The 21,047-nt window shown below is 68.9% G+C and carries 17 protein-coding genes; 1 reads left to right on the forward strand and 16 read right to left on the reverse strand.

Annotated elements, in window-relative coordinates; all coding sequences use genetic code 11:
* Nucleotides 1-32: 32 nt before the first annotated feature.
* The 16 genes from OG379_RS06215 to dnaK form a co-directional block, all read right to left on the reverse strand.
* Nucleotides 33-1,613, reverse strand: coding sequence for an ABC transporter substrate-binding protein (locus OG379_RS06215; RefSeq protein ID WP_393765665.1), 1,581 nt, complete (start codon nt 1,611-1,613; stop codon nt 33-35).
* A 119-nt stretch (nt 1,614-1,732) separates the two neighbouring features.
* A complete protein-coding gene (locus OG379_RS06220; protein ID WP_405660167.1) occupies nt 1,733-2,488 on the reverse strand; it encodes an SDR family oxidoreductase in 756 nt (251 codons plus the stop codon).
* A gap of 22 nt (nt 2,489-2,510) precedes the next feature.
* The gene (gene fabG, locus OG379_RS06225) at nt 2,511-3,272 is read right to left on the reverse strand and encodes a 3-oxoacyl-ACP reductase FabG (RefSeq protein ID WP_037831334.1); all 762 of its coding nucleotides are present in this window, start codon (nt 3,270-3,272) and stop codon (nt 2,511-2,513) included.
* A 202-nt stretch (nt 3,273-3,474) separates the two neighbouring features.
* Complete coding sequence (locus tag OG379_RS06230) at nt 3,475-3,858, reverse strand: DUF3037 domain-containing protein (RefSeq protein WP_393765499.1); 384 nt, start codon at nt 3,856-3,858, stop codon at nt 3,475-3,477.
* The gene (locus OG379_RS06235) at nt 3,855-4,736 is read right to left on the reverse strand and encodes a HipA family kinase (RefSeq protein WP_405660171.1); all 882 of its coding nucleotides are present in this window, start codon (nt 4,734-4,736) and stop codon (nt 3,855-3,857) included. Before OG379_RS06235 ends, OG379_RS06230 begins: the two co-directional genes overlap by 4 nt.
* Before the next feature lie 243 nt (nt 4,737-4,979).
* Nucleotides 4,980-7,151, reverse strand: coding sequence for an FUSC family protein (locus OG379_RS06240; RefSeq protein WP_405660174.1), 2,172 nt, complete (start codon nt 7,149-7,151; stop codon nt 4,980-4,982).
* A 318-nt stretch (nt 7,152-7,469) separates the two neighbouring features.
* Nucleotides 7,470-8,591, reverse strand: a complete 1,122-nt coding sequence (locus tag OG379_RS06245) for a hypothetical protein (protein ID WP_405660177.1) — start codon at nt 8,589-8,591, stop codon at nt 7,470-7,472.
* Between the two features lie 225 nt (nt 8,592-8,816).
* Nucleotides 8,817-10,556 (reverse strand): FAD-dependent oxidoreductase, encoded by a 1,740-nt coding sequence (locus OG379_RS06250; RefSeq protein WP_405660180.1) that lies wholly within the window; start codon nt 10,554-10,556, stop codon nt 8,817-8,819.
* Complete coding sequence (locus OG379_RS06255) at nt 10,556-10,819, reverse strand: UBP-type zinc finger domain-containing protein (RefSeq protein WP_393765509.1); 264 nt, start codon at nt 10,817-10,819, stop codon at nt 10,556-10,558. Before OG379_RS06255 ends, OG379_RS06250 begins: the two co-directional genes overlap by 1 nt.
* 107 nt (nt 10,820-10,926) lie before the next feature.
* Nucleotides 10,927-11,355 carry a DUF2267 domain-containing protein gene (locus OG379_RS06260; RefSeq protein WP_393765511.1) on the reverse strand — a complete coding sequence of 143 codons (429 nt, stop codon included), beginning with the start codon at nt 11,353-11,355 and terminating at the stop codon, nt 10,927-10,929.
* Nucleotides 11,356-11,576: 221 nt separating this feature from the next.
* Nucleotides 11,577-12,017 carry a thioredoxin gene (trxA, locus tag OG379_RS06265; protein ID WP_405660184.1) on the reverse strand — a complete coding sequence of 147 codons (441 nt, stop codon included), beginning with the start codon at nt 12,015-12,017 and terminating at the stop codon, nt 11,577-11,579.
* Nucleotides 12,014-14,653, reverse strand: a complete 2,640-nt coding sequence (clpB, locus tag OG379_RS06270) for an ATP-dependent chaperone ClpB (RefSeq protein ID WP_405660186.1) — start codon at nt 14,651-14,653, stop codon at nt 12,014-12,016. The genes trxA and clpB overlap by 4 nt, the downstream gene beginning before the upstream one ends.
* Nucleotides 14,644-15,048, reverse strand: a complete 405-nt coding sequence (locus OG379_RS06275; RefSeq protein WP_405660188.1) for a chaperone modulator CbpM — start codon at nt 15,046-15,048, stop codon at nt 14,644-14,646. Before OG379_RS06275 ends, clpB begins: the two co-directional genes overlap by 10 nt.
* Nucleotides 15,045-16,004: a DnaJ C-terminal domain-containing protein gene (locus OG379_RS06280; RefSeq protein WP_393765519.1), complete on the reverse strand. Its 960-nt coding sequence runs from the start codon at nt 16,002-16,004 to the stop codon at nt 15,045-15,047. Before OG379_RS06280 ends, OG379_RS06275 begins: the two co-directional genes overlap by 4 nt.
* Before the next feature lie 6 nt (nt 16,005-16,010).
* Nucleotides 16,011-16,607 carry a nucleotide exchange factor GrpE gene (locus OG379_RS06285; protein WP_405660190.1) on the reverse strand — a complete coding sequence of 199 codons (597 nt, stop codon included), beginning with the start codon at nt 16,605-16,607 and terminating at the stop codon, nt 16,011-16,013.
* A gap of 7 nt (nt 16,608-16,614) precedes the next feature.
* A complete protein-coding gene (gene dnaK, locus OG379_RS06290) occupies nt 16,615-18,513 on the reverse strand; it encodes a molecular chaperone DnaK (protein WP_393765523.1) in 1,899 nt (632 codons plus the stop codon).
* A gap of 531 nt (nt 18,514-19,044) precedes the next feature.
* Between dnaK and OG379_RS06295 the strand changes: the two genes are divergently transcribed.
* The gene (locus tag OG379_RS06295; protein WP_405660193.1) at nt 19,045-20,817 is read left to right on the forward strand and encodes a PucR family transcriptional regulator; all 1,773 of its coding nucleotides are present in this window, start codon (nt 19,045-19,047) and stop codon (nt 20,815-20,817) included.
* Nucleotides 20,818-21,047: the final 230 nt, after the last annotated feature.

A 21,047-nucleotide genomic window follows, 5' to 3' on the forward strand; every position in this document is an offset into this window, starting at 1 on the left:
ACAACCGGCCCGCCGAGCCCGCCGTCGTCCTCCTACCAGCTGGCCTTGCGGTACAGCTCCCACATCTGCATGACCGTCTGCGGGTCGAGCGCGCGCTCGCCTCCGCCGATGTCCTCCCCCGCGGCCACGTAGAGCTTGCCCTGCCACAGGGGCAGCAGCCGCACATCCTTCACGAGGATCTCCTGTGCCCGCTTGAACTGGTCGGAGACCGCACCTCGGTCGCTCTCCTTGCGGGAGGAGGGCAGCAGGTCCTGGGTGATCTCGTTCGTCAGGTACGGGGTTCCGGTGACGCTGTCCTCGCCGACGAAGGGGGCCACGAAGTTGTCCGGGTCGGGGAAGTCGGGGAACCAGCCACGGCCGAAGACCGGGTAGTCACCCTTGGTGAAGCCTTCCTGGAAGGACTTCCACGGCGCGCTCTTCAGCGTGATCCGGAACAGGCCGGACGCCTCCAGCTGGCGCTTCAGCTCGGCGAACTCGGGAGCGGTGGAGGAACCGTAGCGGTCCGTGGTGTACCAGAAGGTCATCTCGACCGGCTCGGTGATACCGGCCTGGGAGAGTATCGCCCTGGCCTTGGCGACGTCCGGGTCGCCGAAGGAGTCGAAGAAGCTGGTGGCGTGACCCGCGATGCCCTTCGGAACCATGGAGTAGAGCGGTTCCGCGGTGCCCCGGTAGACCTTGGCGACGAGGGCGTCCCGGTCCACGATCTGGGCGATGGCCCTCCGGACGGGGAGCTTCCCCGAAGCCGGGTCCTTGGGGTTGAAGACGAGGAAGCGGATGTCGGCGCCGACCGACTCCACGATCTGCAGGCCGTCGTTGTCCTTCTTGTTGTCCTCGAGACCGATGACCTCCTCGGCGGTGAGGCCTCGGTAGGTGGCGTCGATCTCCTTGTCCTTCAACGCCTTCACCATGGGGGTGGAGTCGGTGAAGTAGCGGATCGTGACCGCGTCGTTCTTCCGGTCGGCGAACCCCTTGTAACTGGGGTTCTTGGTCAGCTCGGCCTTCTTGCCCGGTTCGTACGAATCCATGACGTACGGCCCCGAACCCGTGACCTTGCCGTCGTCGCGGATGCTGTCCTCGGGGTAGTCACCGGGGGCGACGATCGACATGGCCGGTGTGGCCAGGATGAACGGGAAGGTCGCGTCCGCCCTGCTGAGGTGGAAGATGACCGTGTCGTCCCCCTTGGTCTCGACCCGGTCGAGGGACCCGAGGAGGCCGGCCGGGCCGCCCTTGACCTTGATCTTGGTGATCCGGTCGATGGAGTACTTCACGGCCTCGGCGTCGATCTTCTCGCCGTTGGAGAATTTCAGGTCCGAACGCAGGGTGCACCGGTAGGCCATGCTCGTGGCGTCGGTGAACCGGCACTCCTTCGCCGCGTCCGGCTCGGGGCTGGTGCTGCCGGTCGGGAAGCTCACCAGGGTCTGGAAGACGTTCCTCATCAGCTCCCAGGAGCCGTCCCACGCCGCCGCGGGATCAAGGGTCGAGGGCGAGCTCGTCGTTCCGACCGATATCTGCTGGTCCGTTTCCGAACTGCTGTCGGACAGCAGACCGCAGCCGGCCAGCACAGAAAGGGAAGCAAGGGCTGCAGCGGCCTGCAGACTGGCCCGGTAGAACACGTGCACGCTCCTCGATCAGCCTTGGGGTCGGCAGACCATACCGCAGCGCCCCACCGGCACAATCCGCTGGCCCGGTGGGGCACTTGAGTCAATCAGGGCCAAACCGGCGCAGGCCTGTCTCAGGCCACGCCCGCATTCAGGAAAATACCGCCGTCGACCACGAGAGTCTGCCCCGTGACCCAGGCGGACTGCTCGGACGTGAGGAACGCCGCCGCCCCGCCGATGTCCTGCGGAACACCGAGCCGGCCCAGCGGGTAGGCCGCCGCGGCCTCGGCCTCACGGCCCTCGTACAGCGCCTCCGCGAACTTGGTCTTCACCACGGCGGGGGCGATCGCGTTGACCCGCACGACCGGCGCGAACTCGTGCGCCAGCTGGAGGGTCAGGTTGACCATCGCGGCCTTGCTCATGCCGTAGGCGCCGATGAACGGGGACGCGGAGACACCGGCGACCGACGCGATGTTGACGATCGCCCCGCCGTTCTCCCGCTGCCACGCCTTCCAGGTCTGCTGGGCGAATCCGAGCGCCGAGATCACATTGGTCTCGTAGACCTTGCGGGCCACGTTGAGATCGAGCTCGGCCATCGGCCCGAAGACCGGGTTCGTACCGGCGTTGTTGACCAGGTAGTCGACCCGGCCGAAGGCCTCCATGGCACGCTCGACGGCCGCGGCCTGGTGCGCCTCGTCGTGCGCCTTGCCCGCGATGCCGACCGCCCGGTCGGCGCCGAGCTTCTCCACGGCCTCCTTCAGGGCGTCCTCGCCACGGCCCGTGATGACGACCCGGTCGCCCCGGGCGACGAAAGCCTCCGCGATGCCGTAGCCGATGCCCCGGCTCGCGCCCGTGATGAGCGCGACCTTGCCACTGTCCTGCACAGTCATGGTGTCCGTTGCCCTTCCGGGGTCAGTTGAGCGGTCCGCCGGCGACGTACATGACCTGGCCGGACACGAAGCCCGCGTCGTCGCCGGTGAAGAAGGCGATCGCGTTGGCGATGTCCTCGGGGCGTCCCACGCGCTGCACCGGGATCTGCGTCGCGGCGGCGGCCTGGAACTCCTCGAAGCCCATGCCGACCCGCGCGGCCGTCTGGGCGGTCATCTCGGTGACGATGAATCCGGGGGCGACGGCGTTGGCGGTCACGCCGAACTTGCCGAGCTCCTTGGCGAGCGTCTTGGTGAAGCCCTGGAGGCCGGCCTTGACCGCGGAGTAGTTGGCCTGGCCCCGGTTGCCCAGCGCCGAGGAGGAGGAGAGCGAGACGATGCGGCCGAACTTGGCCTCCACCATGTGCGACTGGACGGCCTTGGCCATCAGGAACGCACCCTTGAGGTGGACGTTCATCACGAGGTCCCAGTCGGACTCGCTCATCTTGAAGAGCAGGTTGTCGCGGAGCACGCCCGCGTTGTTGACGAGGATCGTCGGGGCGCCCAGCTCGGCGGCGACACGCGCGACGGCGGCTTCCACCTGCGCGCTGTCCGAAACATCGCAGCCGACGGCGAGGGCCTTGCCCCCGGCGGCGGTGATCTTCTCGACCGTGTCCTTGCACGCCGCCTCGTCGAGGTCGAGTACGGCGACGGCGCGGCCCTCGGCCGCCAGGCGTACGGCGGTGGCGGCGCCGATGCCCCGTGCCGCTCCCGTCACGATGGCGACGCGCTGCTCGGTGGTGGACATGCTTGGTTCTCCTCGCCCTTGGATCGCGGCTCAGCGGACGTCAGGAAGTTCCCGATAACTGAGCAACCGCTTAGTACCTTCAGCAGACGAGACGCTAGAAGCCCCGGCACCCGGTGTCAACGGCACACGGGGGCCCGGGCGCATGTCACACCGGACGGTGCCGCCGCCCGGTGACTCCCGGACGGCGGCACCGCCCCCGCAATCAGCGCACCAGCAGATCGAGCAGCCGCTCGACCTCGGCGGCCGGGTCCGTGGTCAGACCGCTGTGCACGACGCCCGGCTGGACGACCGTGGAGCGGGGTGCGATCAGCCAGCGGAAGCGTCGCCCCGGATCGTCACCGGCCGCCTGGCCCGCGGCCTCGCCGCCGCCGCACACCCCTTCGACCGCCCGCAGCGCGGCCCGTACACCGAGTACGTCGGCACGCGGGTCCAGCGCCTTGAGCTTGCGCTCGTCCAGGTGCGTCCGCGCGGCGACGAACGACTTGGCCCGGCAGTACACCAGCACGCCCGCGTTGAAGCACTCACCGCGCTCCACGCGCGGCACGACGCGCAGGACCGCGTACTCGAAGACATCGCGCTCGCTCATCGGTCGCCGTCCTTGCTGTTCGCGGTGCCCGCCTGCGCGTCCCGGTCCTTCTTGGTGGGATGCGGCCAGGGGGTCAGGTGTTCGGTGAGCCATCCGGGGGCCTGGCTGGGCCGGGTCTTCGTGGGCCCCTCCATGAGGATGCGCTCATGAATGCTTCCGGCACGTGCCAGCAGCGGCTCCACGTACGCCCGGCGCAGCTGGTCCGTGGTCTCGAAGCCGGGTTCACCCGCCAGCCACTCGTCCGGCACGTCGGCCGTGACCTCGGTGAGGAGTTCCTCCGTGACCAGCGGGGCGAGCTCCGCGGCCGCGGCCGCGATGTCCGGACCGAACGGTGCGAGGACATGGTCGGAGGCGTTGTACGGCTTGGCCGCGGAGGCCTGCGCGCCCGGCCAGTTGTGGTGCCAGATCATGGTCGCCCCGTGGTCGATCAGCCACGGCTCCCCGTGCCAGACCAGCATGTTGGGGTTCCGCCACGACCGGTCCACGTTGTTGATCAGCGCGTCGAACCAGACGACCTTCCCGGCCTCCGCCGCGCCCACTTCGTACGCGAGCGGGTCGAATCCGAGCGAGCCGGGCAGAAAGTCCATCCCGAGGTTCAGACCGGCGCTGGCCTTGAGGAGCTCCTGCACCTCCTGGTCCGGCTCGGCGAGACCGATGACGGGGTCGAGCTGGATGGTCACCAGCTCCGGCACCCGCAGCCCCAGCCGCCTGCCGAGCTCTCCGCAGATGACCTCCGCGACCAGGGTCTTGCGGCCCTGTCCGGCCCCGGTGAACTTCATGACGTACGTCCCGAGATCGTCCGCCTCGACGATCCCGGGGAGCGAACCGCCTTCACGCAGGGGCGTGACATAGCGGGTCGCGGTTACTTCTGTCAGCACTGTTCCAGGCCACCCATCTATTCAACCTTGCAATCCGTGGTAAGCCCTGGAGGGGTGCAACAGTGGGATTCACCCGTCAACGGGCCCGGGGAGAATCTTGGGAGTCTCGGCCGGCCTCCCGATCTCCTCGCTCCCCGATCAGTCCGTCGATGGCAGTGCGCCCCTTGCTTCCAGCCTCCGGCATGAAGTGAGCATAGTAACCGAGGGTGATCACGGGCGAGGCAGCAAGGAAACCCTGATAAGTCACCCACCTCGGTGCGCGGGTCCTGAGCCATCGCCGTCAGCCACCTCGGCCGCCCGCACCCGCTGCTCCTCGCGCGCGGAGCCGACGTCGCGTTCCAGAGGGGTGCGGCTCACGGCTGTCGCAAGGTCCTCCAGGGCACGCTTCTGCAGTTCCGCCTCGCGCCGTAGCGCCGGGCTCCGGGCACCGGCACCCTCCCACGCCTGGAGGACCTCCTCCACTCGTCCCCAGTCCGGATTCCTGTGCTCGCGCATGTCGGCTGCCGCCTGCGCCGTGTCCGTTTCCAGGGCCTTGGCGAGTCCCTCCGCCTCGGGGGCGAAGGGACTGTCTGCTTGCGGGATGTGGTTCTCCATGAGCGTCGCCGCCCTGTCGAACCCTTCGAGCGCCTCCTGTGCCTCTTTCGCCTCACGCGATGTCAGGCCCCTGGGCCGGACCGGTTCCTGCTTCGCCTGGTCGTATGCCTCCTGCCAGGCGGCACGCGCCTTCCTGCTCGCCAGTTGTGCCCTGCGCATGTCGGCACGGCGCTCCCTGGTCGGTTCGGCGTAGCTGCGGAGCACTGCGGCCGCGTAGCGGCCGTTGGCGGCGAGCCAGTCCGCAAGCCGGCCCGGCAGCCGAGGCGTCTCCCATGCCGGGAACACCGCGTAGGCCAGCATTGCCAGGGCCCCGCCCAGCAGGGTGAGCACCATCCGCTCCGGGACCGTCTGTTCCCATGCCTGGCCGCCCATGCCGAGCAGGAAGACGACGTACGCGGCAGTGAAGCACTGGGAGTAGGCGTAGCCGGTACGGATCAGGGTGTACGACAGGCCCGCCGAGACTACCGCCAGGGCACCGAACAGATAGGCGTCCGGGCCCAGGGCCCGCACCATCCCCGTGGCGAGCGCGACCCCCACCAGGGTCCCGGCGAGACGGGCGACCGCACGCGCGTACGTCCGGTGGAAGTCCGGACGCATCACCATCACCGAGGTGATGGGCGCCCAGTAGCCGTGACCCAGGGGTAGCCGGGCGGCGATCAGATAGCCGAGTGTGGCTACCGCCGCCAGGCGAACGGCGTGCCGGACCACGGGCGAGTCGCGGCGGAGCTCACGGCGGGCCGCCCGCACAATGACCGGGACCAGCCGGAACATGGTCGGGCGCACCAGGAAAGGGGCGCCCTCGGGGCCGTGCGGCGTGAGCGTCCTTCCGCGCGCGTTGCCGCTCTCAGCGATCTCCAGCGCCTCGCCGAGCAGACCCGCGAGCCTCTCGGCGGCCTGCCGCGCGGGCCCGTCGAGCACCTCGTGCTCCTCGTCGACGCGCAGGACGTCCACAGTCTTGGGCGGTACCTCGACGGGAGTGCCGCGGCGGATCGATCGGGCGGCCGCATCCAACACGTCGGCGGCCGCGTCGAGCAGTTCCCGCGCGCGGTCTCTCCCTGGCCCCTCCGCCGGGGCGCCGACGTCCGGGTCGGCGAGCGCGGCGATGGCCGGCAGAATGCGCTCGGCGAGTCCCCGGGGGCCGTGCAGGACGGTGGGGCGGGTGCGTGCCTGTGAGGGCGTCACGGCGGCCGCGTCCCGGGCTGTCATCAATGGCTCCGGGTCGAACGGGGCGGTCGGGTCGTTCCGGAGCCGGCGGGCGTAGTGCGCCACGGCGGCCAGGGCGTCGGCGAGCGCGTCACGATGCGCCCCCCATCGGCGGATCGGGAACAGCAGGATCAGGACGGCCTGCGCCACTCCGCCGAGCGCGATGATCCCGGCGTGCTCCAGGGCTCGTCCGGCGCTCGTGGGCAGGGTGATGGTCACCAGCATGCTGCCGACCGTCGTCGCCGCGACGATCCCGGCGGTGGATCCGACGGCCCACGCCAGCCCCGCGACAAAGGTCCACAGGGCCAGCAGTGGGAGGAACGTCACGAGTCGCCCCGCCGCCAGGTAGCCCACCAGGGTGCTGAGCGCCAGCCCCGCGCCGGCGCCGAGCGCGATCACCTTGCGTGGGCGCCAGGTGCGCTGGAAGGTTGCCCCGCCCGCGGAGTAAGCGCCGAGGGCTGCGGATGCGGCGTATGCAGGAGAGCCCAGCCATAGCGCCGGCCCCACGACGATGGCCACACCGGCGGCCGTGCGCAGCGCGAGCAGGGGCTCCAGCCGCGTCTCCTCGATCTTGATCCCGGCCCGTAGGACTTCCCTGAAGGCCTGCGGCCACCTCACGGGCGGGAGCCCAGCCGGAACGCCATGCCGGGCCGCGTCGGCCTGCTTCGGGTTCGCCCGTCGTGCGAGAGAGCTTCCCGCACGGGCCGGAAGCATGGTGACGGCCGCAGGTCCTGGGACAGGGCGCTGCTACTGCGGACACCTCCGGCCGAAGGTCCGGCACAAGCCGACGAGCCGATGGACTGCTGGACAACCGGTCTGCCCTCCGTCAGCCCGGTCACCGGACGCACCATCACTTCACTCTCATCACCGCCGCCGAGGGGACGGGCAGGATGCGCCGTACGCCATCGCCATCGGCTCCTGTGCATCTTCATACAGCTAGCCATCGTGCTCGTCCTGGAGCATGTGTCGACGTTCCTGTTCGCGCTTGGAGTAGGCGGCTGCTCGGATTGCGTCGTCGCTCTCCAAGCCTGATCCCAGCGCGCCGCCCACCGTGGCAGTCGAAGCCACGAACCATGACAACGTCCAATAGTCCGCTGCGCTCAACGGGTTTCGTGTCATGGAAGCGAACACTTGGTCGTTGAGGATGAACAGCGCCCACACAAAGTTGATGACCATCAAGCCCACGTAGCAGACGAGCACCCCGATACCCACGGTCACGACTGTCGAGACGTTGTAGAGTCTCGCCCTCTGCCTCGCCTCCGGCGAGCTCTGTGCTGAGCGATGCCAAAGCTGCGCGTCCACGATCAGCCAGCCGATCATGAGCGCGACGGACCCGACCGTGGCGATGACTAGGCGTGGCACGCTCAGAGAGTCGGCCAGGCTCCACACGGTGGAGTTCACGGTGGCCACGGCTCCCGTGGCGAGTGCGGCCGCCAGGGCTTTCGAGAGGCCCGGCACCAAACGCCACGGCCGGTTGGCGCGGACCATGCCGAGGAGTACCCGCAGGTAACCTCGCCGCCCGCTGATGACGTACCGGAGATCAGCGCTCTCCTCCTTGCCGACCGGGCTCGGATGAATGGGTGCGAGAGAGCCGTCGGCCGATTCCAGAAGCAGCTGACTTCGAGGAGGCCCCCCAGGCTGGGTGGGCTGCGGGCCCGCTAAGCCGAGCACGGCTTCTTCCACCGCCCGGCGGGCCCTCGTCTGCAGCCGGAAGCCCCCCAGCGAAGGTAGTGACAACAAGGCCAAGCCGTGTTCGTGGCTCATGTTCGCCACGAGCCTGCGGCCGTGCGAGTGCAACGGGAGGTCGGTGAGGGCGACGACGACGTCCCAATTCTCCCCACTGCCACGGTCTATGATCCGGCGCATCAAGGCGGGCGGGTCCTCGGTCCCCGAGGTGAAGGGCTCACTGATCACTTCGATGTGGAACCGTCGCCCCTGGCCGGACCTGTCGGCGAGCCGTGCAGGAAGGGTCCGGGCCATGCGCTTCGCGATCTCGGTCGGTGCGTCCGGATCCGCCAGGAGAGCCACGACCGTAAGGCTCTGGGACGACGCGTGCATGACTGGCCCTTCTCGTCTGCTGCCCCCGGGATGGCAAGTGCTCACAGGATGCCCTCAGGCAAAGTCGACGCTGTGATGACACGCTGTCCCCGTGCCCGGTGGCGTCTTCGCCAGGGCGGCATTCGGCCGCGTAGCCGTGCCCCCCCCCCCCCTGCAGCCCACCTTCGTCTCGGGCACACCACGCCGGCCGGCTGATCACCGACCCCGGACCGCCGCATCGTTCGCTCACCGGCCCGTCACCGGCCGAGGCCCTTCGGGGCCTGCGGTGCGGACCAGGTTGCCGGCCATTTCCCGGTGCTCGTGCACGAGGCGGATCGCCATGGCGCCTTCGCCGGTGGCCGAGGCCACTCGTTTGACGGAGCCGCTCCTGACGTCGCCGGCGGCGAAGACCCCGGGGAGGCTGGTCTCCAGCAGCAATGGACCACGGCCGAGCGGGTCCCACCGGGTCTCGTCGGCAACAGCCTGGGCGTCCGCCCCGGTGAGGACGAAGCCCTTCTCGTCCAGGGCGAGCACGCCTCTCAGCCATTCCGTGCCCGGGCGGGCCCCGATGAACACGAACAGCGCGGCGGCCCGCAGCGTGCGGCGCTCACCATTTGCGTTGTCCTCCACGATCAGGGACTCCAGCTTCTCCTTCCCGGAGACGCCCCGGACTTCGGTGCGGAGCCGTACCTCGATCTTCGGGTGCCGTTCCACCTGGTCCACCAGGTACCGCGACATGTCGGCGTTGAGGTCGCCGCCACGGACGAGGAGGTGGACTCCGGATGCGTGGTTGGCCAGGAACAGTGCCGCCTGCCCGGCGGAGTTGCCCCCGCCGACCACGGCGACCGGGTCCGCCTCGCAGAGGCTGGCCTCGTGCACGGTCGCCGCGTAGTAGACGCTGATCCCTTCCAGGCGGTCGATGCCGGGCACCTCGAGCCTGCGGTACCGGACACCTGAGGCGAGCACCACGGCTCCCGCCCGGGCCTGGGACCCGTCCGTGAAGGCGACTACGTACTCGTCGTCCTGCGGGACGAGCCTGTCGACCTGGGCCGGCACCATGAGGCGGGCACCGAACTTGTGGGCCTGGAGCACCGCGCGTTCGATGAGCTCTCCCCCGGAGATGCCCGACGGGAAGCCGAGGTAGTTCTCGATGCGGGACGAGGTGCCTGCCTGGCCTCCCGTGGCCACGGCGTCGACGGAAATCGTGCTGAGGCCGTCGGAGGCGCCGTACACGGCGGCGGCGAGTCCCGCAGGACCCGCGCCGACCACCATCACGTCGCACCGGGCGGCCTTCGGCGTGGAGGTGGGCAGCCCGATGAGCCTGGCGAGTTCTGCGTTGCTCGGATTGCGCAGCACCCGCTCGCCCTTCCAGAGGACCACGGGAGTTTCCTCGGGGCGGATGGAGAACCGACGCAGCAGCGACTCAGCCTCTTTGTCCCTTTCCAGATCCAGCCAGCGGTGGGGCAGCCGGTTGCGGGCAGCGAACTCACGCAGCCGCAGCGTGTCCCGCGAGTAGCACGATCCCAGGATGCGGAAGCCCGCGCCGAGGCCGATGAGCAGATACCGTCGGCCCAGATAGGCGCGGAGGATCAGGTCGCCGAGTACGGGGTCGCGGCCGACCAAAGTGCGTTGGCGCTCCACCGGTACCGCCAGGATCTCGCCTGCCTCACGCACCACGGCGGTGTCGAACGCCGCCTGCCCCTCCAGCATCCCCAGTTCACCCAGGAACCTGCCGGGTCCGTGTACCGCCACCCTGCGCTCTTCGGGCCCGCCATGGTCCTGAAGGATCTCGACGGCCCCGCTGAGGATCGCGAGGAACTCCCGGAACGGCTCGCCCTCGCGGTACAACACCTCCCCTTCCGTGGTCCTGCGCCGCTCGCCGTGCACGGTCAGGTCCTGAAGCTGTTCGGGTGTCAGGCGTGGGAACGCCCCGTACCGGTCCGGCGTCTCGTGGATCGCACCGTTCTTGTGCTGGGCGGTGCTCATCAGACCAAAGCCTCGTGGACGTAGCACCAGCGCCAGTCTTCTCCCGGTTGGAAGGACTGCACGACGGGGTGACCGACGCTGCCCGCGTGTCGCCTCGCGTGCTTGAGGGGTGAGGAGTCGCAGCAGCCGACGTGTCCGCAGGTGAGGCAGAGCCGCAGATGCACCCATGGGGAATGCTCTTTGAGACACTCCTCGCAGCCCTGCGGGGTACGCGGCGTCACTGGCCGCACCATTGCCAGGTGCGGATCCGGAATCGTGGCCATGACGTTCTCCTATCTGAATAGTTGCTCGGCCGCGGCCCCCGTATGGTCTGCAGTCCGGTAGCCGTCGCTCACGCAGAAGTCCCCGGCCGTGACGGTTCGCCCAGCGGCTACGGCACCACGGCGGCCAGCGAGTTGGGCAGGCCGGATTTGAGGTGATCCCACTCCCCTTCGCTGACGTAACGCTTCAGAGCCTCCAGCACGCTGCGCACGACCGTTTCGATGCCGCCGTCGACCGCGTAGGGAAAGTCGTCCCTTACGCGCTGGAAGAATTCCTCGCCACTGAGTTTCACTGGTGTTTCGGAAGGCTTCCATCCGTCGTAGTAGACGCCGCGGATCAGAGTCGGAAGCTGTGCCCCGAGGTGCGCCGCTCCGTCGACGGAGAGGCGATCCCGTAGCCGGTGCAGGACGGCGCGCAGTGCGGCGTACGACTGTTTCCGGCGTTCCTTCGGCCAGCCATTGGCTTCCTCGATGTCCCTGAGGAGCCGATTCGCTTTGTCCACCATGGTATCGAAGGAGGAGAATGTCGACTCACCCATCTCATGGCTCCTTTCATTACCGGAGGGCAGGGCGGTGACGGGCATTCACCCGTATTGTCGAACTCCCTCTTCTCTGCGCTCCGTGATGTGGGTGTGATGAGGCTCGGCGGTCTCCGCCTAAGGGACGAGATTCCCTTGGTGCTCACCTTTTCGGCAGCGGCCGCCGGTACTTGCAGCCCTTGCGTCGGCCGGCCCATGGTGTTTCACCGCCCAGTAGTGGTCTACCGGCCCGCCAAGGCCTGTTCGACCCACTCACGCAGGGCATGTGCGGGTGCCGCACCGGCCTGTCGGGCGACCGTCTCACCTCGGTCCAGAACGATCAGCGTGGGCACCGCTTGGACCTCGAACCGTCGGCTGACCCTTGGGTTCTGGTCGACGTCTACCTTGACGAGCTTGATCCGTCCGGCGAGGTCGCGGGCGACCTGTTCGAGGGCCGGGCTGACCATGCGGCAGGGGCCGCACCAGGTGGCCCAGAGGTCGACGACGACGGGTTGTACGGCGTTGTCGGCCACTTCGGTGAAGTCGTCGTCACCCGCGTCGACGACCCAGGGCAGCGGCTGCTTGCAGTTGCCGCATTTAGGCCGTCCCTCGGCGGCAACAGGAATGCGGTTGTCGCGCCCGCAGTGCGGGCAGGTCACCGTCGTTGCACGGGTGGTGTTCACGCCGCCCTCGCTTCCCGGGCCTCCTCCTGCTGGTCGTAGGTGACCACCAGCTCTCCGTGTTGGGAATCGACACGGACCGTCGCGCCGTCCTGGACGTCGCCGCGCAGAAGAGCGCGCCCGACCAGCGTCTCGACCTCGTGGGAGATGTATCGCCGCAGCGGCCGGGCCCCGTACACCGGGTCGTAGCCCTGGTGGGAGATGAGCTCTCGGGCCGCATCGGTGAGTTCTACGGTGATGCGGCGATCCGCGAGCCGCTGCCGCAGCTCGTCGAACTGCAGCTCCACGATACGTTCGATCTGCCGCTCGCCGAGCGGCTTGAACAGCACGATGTCGTCGACGCGGTTGAGGAACTCCGGACGGAAGTGCCCCCGCAGCTCGCCCATCACCAGGGCGCGGGCCTCAGGCTTGATCTCACCCTCGGCGGTGGCACCGTCGAGGAGGTGCTCGGAGCCGATGTTGGACGTCATGATGATCACGGTGTTGCGGAAGTCGACGGTACGGCCCTGAGCATCGGTGATGCGGCCGTCATCGAGGATCTGCAGCAGGGTGTTGAAGACGTCGCTGTGCGCCTTCTCGATCTCGTCGAACAGCACGACCGAATACGGCTTGCGGCGTACCGCCTCGGTGAGCTGGCCGCCTTCCTCGTAGCCGACGTATCCGGGTGGTGCGCCCATGAGCCGACTGACGGTGTGCCGCTCCTGGTACTCACTCATGTCGAGGCGGACCATGTTCTCCTCGGAGTCGAACAGCGCCCGGGCGAGGGTCTTGGTCAGCTCTGTCTTTCCGACGCCGGTGGGGCCGAGGAAGATGAAGGAGCCGATGGGCCGGCGAGGGTCGCGGATGCCGGAGCGGGCTCGGATGATGGCGTCGGCGACGAGCTTGACGGCCTCGTCCTGGCCGACGACGCGCTCGCGAAGGATCTCGTCGAGGCGCAGCAGCTTGTCGCGTTCACCCTCCTGCAGGCGGGCGACCGGGACGCCGGTCCAGGCGGCGACGATCTCTGCGATCTCCTCTTCGGTGACCACCTCGCGCAGCAACCGGTTCTCTCCCTGCCTGGTGGCCAGCTGCTCCTCCTCCGCCGCGAGTCGACGCTCCAGGTCCTGGAGGCGGCCGTATCGGAGTTCGGCGGCCCGGTTGAGGTCGTAGGCGCGTTCGGCCTCCTCCGCCTCGTGGCGGACCTGCTCCAGTTCCTGGCGCAGTTCCTGCACACGCCGGATCGCCTGCCGTTCGGCCTCCCACTGGGCGTGTTTGGCGTCGGCCTCGCCCCGCAGGTCGGCCAGTTCCTTGCGCAGCTCCTCCAGGCGGGTTCTGCTGGCGGGGTCGGTCTCTTTGGAGAGGGCGGCGTCCTCGATCTCCAGGCGGGTGACGCGGCGGGTGATCTCGTCGAGTTCGGCAGGCATGGAGTCGATCTCGGTACGCAACCGGGCGCATGCCTCGTCGACGAGGTCGATGGCCTTGTCGGGCAGGAATCGATCGGTGATGTAGCGGTGGCTGAGGGTGGCGGCGGAGACCAGTGCGGTGTCCTGGATCTTGACGCCGTGGAAGACCTCCAGGCGCTCACGCAGTCCACGCAGGATGGAGATGGTGTCCTCGAGGCTGGGCTCGTCCACCACGACCTGCTGGAACCGTCGTTCGAGCGCGGCGTCCTTTTCGATGTGTTTGCGGTACTCGTCGAGGGTGGTGGCGCCGATCATGTGGAGTTCGCCGCGGGCGAGCATCGGTTTGAGCATGTTCCCCGCGTCCATGGCCCCTTCGGCGGCGCCCGCGCCGACGACGGTGTGCAGTTCGTCGACGAAGAGCAAGATGCCGCCTTGTGCAGCCTTGACCTCGCTGAGCACGGCCTTGAGGCGTTCCTCGAACTCACCGCGGTACTTGGCGCCGGCGACCAGGGAACCCATGTCGAGAGCGAACACGATCTTGTCGCGGAGTCCTTCGGGCACATCGCCGCGGACGATGCGCTGGGCGAGGCCCTCGACGATGGCCGTCTTGCCGACACCGGGGTCGCCGATGAGGACGGGGTTGTTCTTCGACTTGCGGCTCAGGATCTGCGTGACGCGGCGGATCTCGGCGTCCCGCCCGATGACCGGGTCGAGCCTGCCGTCCCTGGCCTCGACGACGAGATCGCGGCCGTACTTCTCCAGAGCCTCGTAGGCCACTTCGGGGTTGGCGGAGGTGACGCGCTGGTTGCCGCGGACCTGGGTCAGCGCGCCCAGAAACGAGTCCCTGGTGATCCCGGCCTGGTTGAGCAGTCGTCCGGTGGCTGTTGATGACCCCTCTTCAGCCAGGGCCAGCAGGAGGTGCTCCACGGACACGTACTCGTCCTTGAGGCGTTTGGCCTCCCGTTCAGCGGCGTCGAGCAGGCCGGAGAGGCGCTGAGTGACGAAGACCTGGCCGGGTGCCGCACCGGGGCCGGTGACCTTCGGGCGGCGGGAGAGTTCCTCGCGCACGGCCGCGCGCAGTTCCTTCGGCTCGGTTCCGGCCTGTTGCAGCAGCCGTGGGATCAGACCGTCCTCCTGATCGAGGAGTGCGAGCAGCAGGTGTTCTCCGTCCACTTCGGTCTGCCCCATGCGGACGGCCGCGGTCTGGGCCTCCTGGAGGGCTTCCTGGGATTTCTGTGTGAGACGGTTCATGTCCATGGGGGTGTATCACTCCTCGTGGCGCGGCCACGCAGCGCGGTTTCGAGCAGGCTGATGCGGTCGAGCAGGTCGAGCACCAGGCCGATGGATGCGTAATTGAGGCAGAGTCCGGAGCGCAGCCGCTGGATGCGGGCAAGTACCGCTGGGGCACCGGGGTCGAACACCAGGTGGCCCACGGCGTCGCGTTCGGCGTCGACCAGCCCGAGGGCGACGAACCGGCGGACCAGATCAGGATGGAGACCCGATCGACGGGCCACGGCCCCCAGGGAAAGTCTCGAGGCGGGAACGAGCGCATACCGGACAGCCGTCGAGGCGGTGCTGACGTGTGTGACCGGCTGCGCTGGACGGTCGCCTGCACCGGACCGGCCTGCCGCTCCCGTGGGTCGGTGGTTCATCGCGTCCTCCTGGGGTCGAACGAGGAGGTCGCGGCGAGCTCCTCGAACAGTTCACGCTCCCTGTCGCCAAGGGTGGGTGGCACCATGACGCGGAGTTCGGCGTACAGGTCGCCGTTCGCACCGCGCGGGTTCGGCATGCCCTCGCCCCGCAGCCGCAGCCGACGGCCGCTGGACGAGCCGGCAGGCACTGTGACCTTGGCTGTGCCACCGCCGGGGGTGGGCACCGGCACGGTCGCGCCCAGAGCCGCCTCCCAGGGGGTGACCGGGACCTGCACGTGGACATCACGGCCGTCCAGCCGGAACTGAGGATGGGGCTGAATCCTCACCCTCAGGTGCAGGTCGCCCGCGGGTGCGGCACCACTGCCCCGCCCTCCCTCTCCCGCCAGCCGGATGCGCTGCCCGTCGGTGACGCCCGGCGGGACGTCGACCTCGTAACGCCGCGGCTGCCCGGTGGGCCCGGCGAGTGTGACGGTGCGGCGGCCGCCCTTGTACGCCTCCTCGACGGTGAGCGGCAGTTCGGCCTCCTGGTCGGCTCCCGGCACGCCTGCGGAGCCGGAGCGGGCGCCTGCGCCGAAGAGCGAGCCGAACAGGTCCTCGATGTCCACATCCTCGGCTGAGAATTCATCGCCGAAGCCGGTGGTGTACCGGACGCGGGGGCCGCCCGCGCCTGCGGTCCGCTGGGTACGGAATCCGCCGCCCGCTCCGGCCGCGACCCGGTCGTCGAAGTCTTCGGGGATCTTGCGGAAGTCTTCGCCGAAGCGGTCGTAGCGTGCCCGGGTCTTCGGGTCCGACAGGACGCTGTACGCCTCGTTGAGTTCCTTGAAGCGTTCCTCCGCCGCCGGGTCCTTGTTGACGTCGGGATGGTGTTTGCGGGCGAGCTTGCGATATGCCTGCTGGATCTCGTCCTGGCTCGCGGTCCGCGACACTCCCAGCACTTCGTAGAGGTCCCGTGCCATGAGAGATCACTCCCGCTTCGCGACGGTCACGGTGGCGGGCCTGAGCTGCCGATCGCCGTCGCCGTAGCCCGGACGCAGCACCTGCACGACGGTGCCCGGCTCGACGTCGGGGTCATCGACCACGCTGACCACCTCGTGCCGGGCCGGGTCGAAGGCGACGCCGGTCTCCGCGTGCCGCGGGTAGCCGAGCAGTTCGAGAACATTCACCGCCTGGTCGCGGACTGCCCGGATGCCTTCCACGACCGCATCCGAATCGGCGTCGGCGTGGGACAGGGCGAGTTCGAGGTTGTCGAGGACGGGCAGGAAGGCAGCAGCGGTACGGGACCGCTCGACCGTCCGCTCCCGCTCCAGTTCCCTGGCGTGACGCTTGCGCAGGTTGTCGAGGTCGGCGAGCGCGCGCCGCCAGCGGTCCTCCAGTTCCTGCATCGCGGCCGTTCGCTCGTCCTCCGCGGGTGCAGGGCCGACGGCGTCGGATCCCGTTTCGTCGTTCGTCGCTTGCGGCCGGGGAGGCGGTCCGGGTTGACGCGAGTCCTCGTGGGGAGGGCGTACGGCGCCTTCCGGGGCCGGTTCGGCCGGCGTGGGTTCTTCGGGGTGGCGGGGCATGGCGGCCTCAACCCTTGTCGAACTCGGCGTCGATGACGTCGTCGTCACCGTTGCCACCACTCGGGGGAGCGCCGGTGGCGGCGTCCTGGCCCGGGCCTCCCGTGGCGGTGGCACCCTGCTGGGCAGCCAGTCCGGCGAGGACCTGCTGGAGTTCGGAGGCCAGTGGCCGCACACGCTCCACGCCTGCCTCTTCCTTGACCGCCGCCCGGGCATCGGAGACGAGCATCTCGGCGCGTGCCTTCTCGTGCGCGGGGGCTGCGTCGCCCAGTTCGGCGAGGCGCTTCTCGACCTGGTACGCGACGGCGTCGAGTTCGTTGCGTGCGTCTACGGCCTCGCGGAGCTCCCGGTCCTGGCCCTGGTTGCGTTCGGCCTCCTGGACCATGCGCTCGACCTCACTGCGGTCCAGGTTGGAGCTTTCGCTGATGGTGATGCCCTGTTCCTTGCCGGTGTCCCCGTCGCGCGCCTTGACATTGAGGATGCCGTTGGCGTCGATGTCGAAGGTGACCTCGATCTGGGGTTCGCCTCGCGGCGCCGGCCGGATGTCGGTGAGCTGGAACCGGCCGAGCACCCGGTTGTCGGCAGCACGCTCGCGCTCACCCTGGAGGACCACCACGTCGACGGCCGGCTGGTTGTCCTCGGCCGTGGAGAACGTCTCGGTACGCCGCACCGGGATGGTGGTGTTCCGCTCGATGATCTTCGTCATGACTCCGCCGCGCGTCTCGACGCCCAGCGACAGGGGTGTGACATCGAGCAGCAGGACGTCCTTGACCTCGCCCTTCAGCACCCCGGCCTGGATCGCGGCGCCCAGGGCCACGACTTCGTCGGGGTTGACGCTCATGTTGGGGTCCTTGCCGCCGGTCAGCCGGCGGACCAGGGCCTGGACCGCTGGTATGCGTGTGGAGCCGCCCACGAGGATGACCTCGTCGATGTCGCTCTCACCGACCTTGGCGTCGGCCATTGCCTGCTGGACCGGCTCCAGGCACCGTTCCACGAGGTCGCCGGTGATCTGCTCGAACGTGGACCGCATGACGGAGTCGGTGAGGTGTTTGGGGCCCGAGGCGTCGGCGGTGATGAACGGCAGGCTGACCTGCGTCTGCGTCACCGAACTGAGCTCGGTCTTGGCCTTCTCCGCCGCTTCGAACAGTCGTTGCAGCGCCTGCGGGTCATTACGCAGGTCGATGCCGTTCTCCTTCTGGAAGCCGTCTGCGAGGTGGTCCACCAGACGCCGGTCGAAGTCGTCGCCGCCCAGGTGGCTGTCCCCGGCGGTGGAGCGCACCTCCACCACGCCGTCGCCGACGTCGAGGATGCTCACGTCGAAGGTGCCGCCGCCCAGGTCGAAGACGAGGACGGTCTCGTGCTGCTTCTTGTCCATGCCGTACGCGAGGGCGGCCGCCGTCGGCTCGTTGATGATCCGCAGCACCTCCAGACCCGCGATCCGACCGGCGTCCTTCGTGGCGGTGCGCTGGGCGTCGTTGAAGTAGGCGGGCACCGTGATGACCGCCTCCGTGACGCGCTCGCCCATCTGCTTGGAGGCGTCGTCGGCGAGTTTGCGCAGCACCTGTGCGCTGATCTCCTCAGGCGCGTACAGCTTGTCGCGCACCTTGAAGCGGGCCGCTCCGCCGTCGCCCTCGACGACGTCGTACGCCACCGCTTTCGCCTCGTCGGAGATCTCGTCGAAGTGACGGCCTATGAATCGCTTGGCCGAGTAGATGGTGCCCTTGGGGTTGAGAATCGCCTGGCGCCGGGCCATCTGGCCCACCAGGCGCTCGCCGGTGTCGGTGAAGGCCACCACGGACGGTGTCGTGCGGTTGCCCTCGGTGTTGGGCACAACGGACGGCTCGCCGCCCTCCCACACGGCGATCACCGAGTTTGTGGTGCCCAGGTCGATGCCCACTGCCCTGGCCATGAGGAACTCCTTCCGGTCTGCGGCCTGCGCCGACTCTCCGGTTCACTTTCGTTCAGGTACGGACAGGACCTCCGCGGGTGATCCACGGCGCGACAGGTACCGCGTCGCCGCGACCACCTCGTACCGGCTCGGCTGCGTCGAGCGGGAGGGCAAGAGCATGCTGAACAGCTCCGTGACCAGCACACTCAAAAGCAGTCCCTGAGCGCGAGGAACAAGCCTGGGTCGACGGAGCCGAGCCGGTTCACCAGGCCGGACAGCCAGACGGTACGTCTCGTACCAGGCAGCCGGCCTCAACGCTGCTCAGTCATCGCCCTGTCTTTCCTGCCGGTTCGCAGGCGGAGGATCTCGAACGCACTCCAGCATGGCGAGCCGAGTGGCTCCACGCCTGCGCCTGGCCTGTCAGAGATCTACGAGCCCGGTCGACCTACGAGTACTAGAGTGAAAATACGGACATTTCGCACACGGGGTGGCTCGCGAGCGGGGTGACCGAAACACCATCGTCTCGCCCTCTGAGGGCCAGGAAGTGATCACATGGCCAGGAGTCGGCCGCGCAACCTGTACCGCCACTCCGACCGGAAGGGGAGTGCGTCGCGGGACAGTCCCGGGCGGCCGCCCGCGTGCAGAGGGTCCCACCCGCCTGATCAGCCCTCCGCCGACCATGCCCTCGACGAATTCACGGTGCTGTCCCGCACCCTGTTCGACGCCCCGGACGAAGGCGAGATCCTGCGCCTGGCCATGGACCACATAGCCGCCGCCGGGCCGTACAGCGCCGAAGCCGGCTACCTCGCAGCGGACGGTTACCTGGTCCCCAGCCCGGGAAACCGGCAGAATCATGCCTTGACCGTGGACCGGAGGGTGCGGGAGCTGGCCGGGCAGGACGGTCCTGTGACCGTACCCGGCAGGTCCTGGGGCCAAGCCCTGGGGCTGCGCGGACTCGAGAGACTCCACGGTTATCTCGTAGTGACGTCCCCTTCCCGACCCAGCGAAGCCGAGCGGTCCCTGCTCGCCACACTCGTCCGGCACACCGCTGCCGCACTGTCGGTCGCGTTCGCACACCGCCGCCGCCGTGAGGAGGCCGTGGAGCTGCACCGGCTCAGGGAGGAACGCGCAGCCCTCCAGCGGCAGCTGATCGCCGTCGTGGCCGAGCTGGCGTACGGGCGGGCCGTTCACGCGCTCATGGCCGACGTCGCCGCCTCGGGCGGTGGCGAGGAGGCCGTCACCCGCGCACTGCACGGACTGACCGGACTCCCCGCTCTGGTCGAGGACCGCTTCGGTCGGCTGAGGTCCTGGGCCGGCCCCAGTCGACCCGACCCCTATCCGGAACCGAACCCCGTGCGCCAGGACGAACTGCTGCACACCGTCGCCCGGCAGCCCGGGCCGGCGCGGATCAAGGACCGGCTGATCACTCTGATCCGCCCGCACGGCGAGATCCTGGGCATGCTGGCTCTGGTCGATCCCCAGGGCGAGGCAGTCAGGCACACCATGCTCGCGCTGGAACAGGCCGCCACGTCGCTCGCCCTGGAACTGGCGCACCTGCGCAATCTGGCCGAAGTGGAGCTGAGGCTGCACCGCGAGCTGGCCGACGACCTGCTGGCAGGGACGGACGACGAAAGCGCCTACGCCCGGTCCGAGGCAGTCGGACACGACCTGCACCGGAGCCATTACATCGTCGTGGTGCAGTGGTCGGACCGGGCTGTGGACGATTCCTTCGCCCAGACCGTGGGCCGGGCGGCCTCTGCCGTGGGCATGCGCTCACTGCTGACCCGACGTTCCGGCCACGTGGTCCTGGTCGCTGACGACAGGCCGCACGCCCGAGCGCTGTACGAGGCGCTCGCCCTGGAAACGGGGACACCGGCCGGGACGATCGGCGTGAGCGCCCCGTGCGATTCCCCGGACGACATCCCCCAGCGATTTCAGGAGGCGCAGCGCGCCCTGGAAGTGCGCCGCCATTCTCGTGAGCGATACGGCATGACGTTCTTCGACGAACTCGGCCTTTACCGCATCCTGGGGCCTGGCAACGATTACGGGGAACTTGAGGCGTTCGTCCACGAGTGGCTGGGGCAACTCATCGATTACGACGCCCTACACAACTCGGCTATGACGGAGACCCTGGCCCGGTACTTCGACTGCGGCGGCAACTACGACGAGACCGCCGCATCCCTCGCCATCCACCGCAGCACGCTGCGCTACCGACTCCAGCGCATCCGCGACATCAGCGGCAACGACCTCGCGAACGTCGAAGACCGGCTCAACCTCCAGGTGGCGACCCGAGTGTGGAAGATCGTGCTGGGCGGGCTCGGCTGACGCCCGTACTACAGCTGTGCAGGCGCAGCACCTGTCCCTGGAGTCGGGAGGTCCGCTTCTTCGGCCGTGATTCGTGCGTCCTGGCGTCGGATGCGGGATCGGTCCGAGCTCCCTCTCTTCCGGTCTTGTGACTGCGCCGCAGCGTGTTCGCCCGCCGCCCATGACACCTGCGAAACCGGGGCGACTTCTTCGCTGCACCAGCTTCGGTGCCAGGCGTGCAGTTCCCTACT

The organism is Streptomyces sp. NBC_01166 (genome assembly GCF_045039765.1).
Classification (GTDB): domain Bacteria; phylum Actinomycetota; class Actinomycetes; order Streptomycetales; family Streptomycetaceae; genus Streptomyces.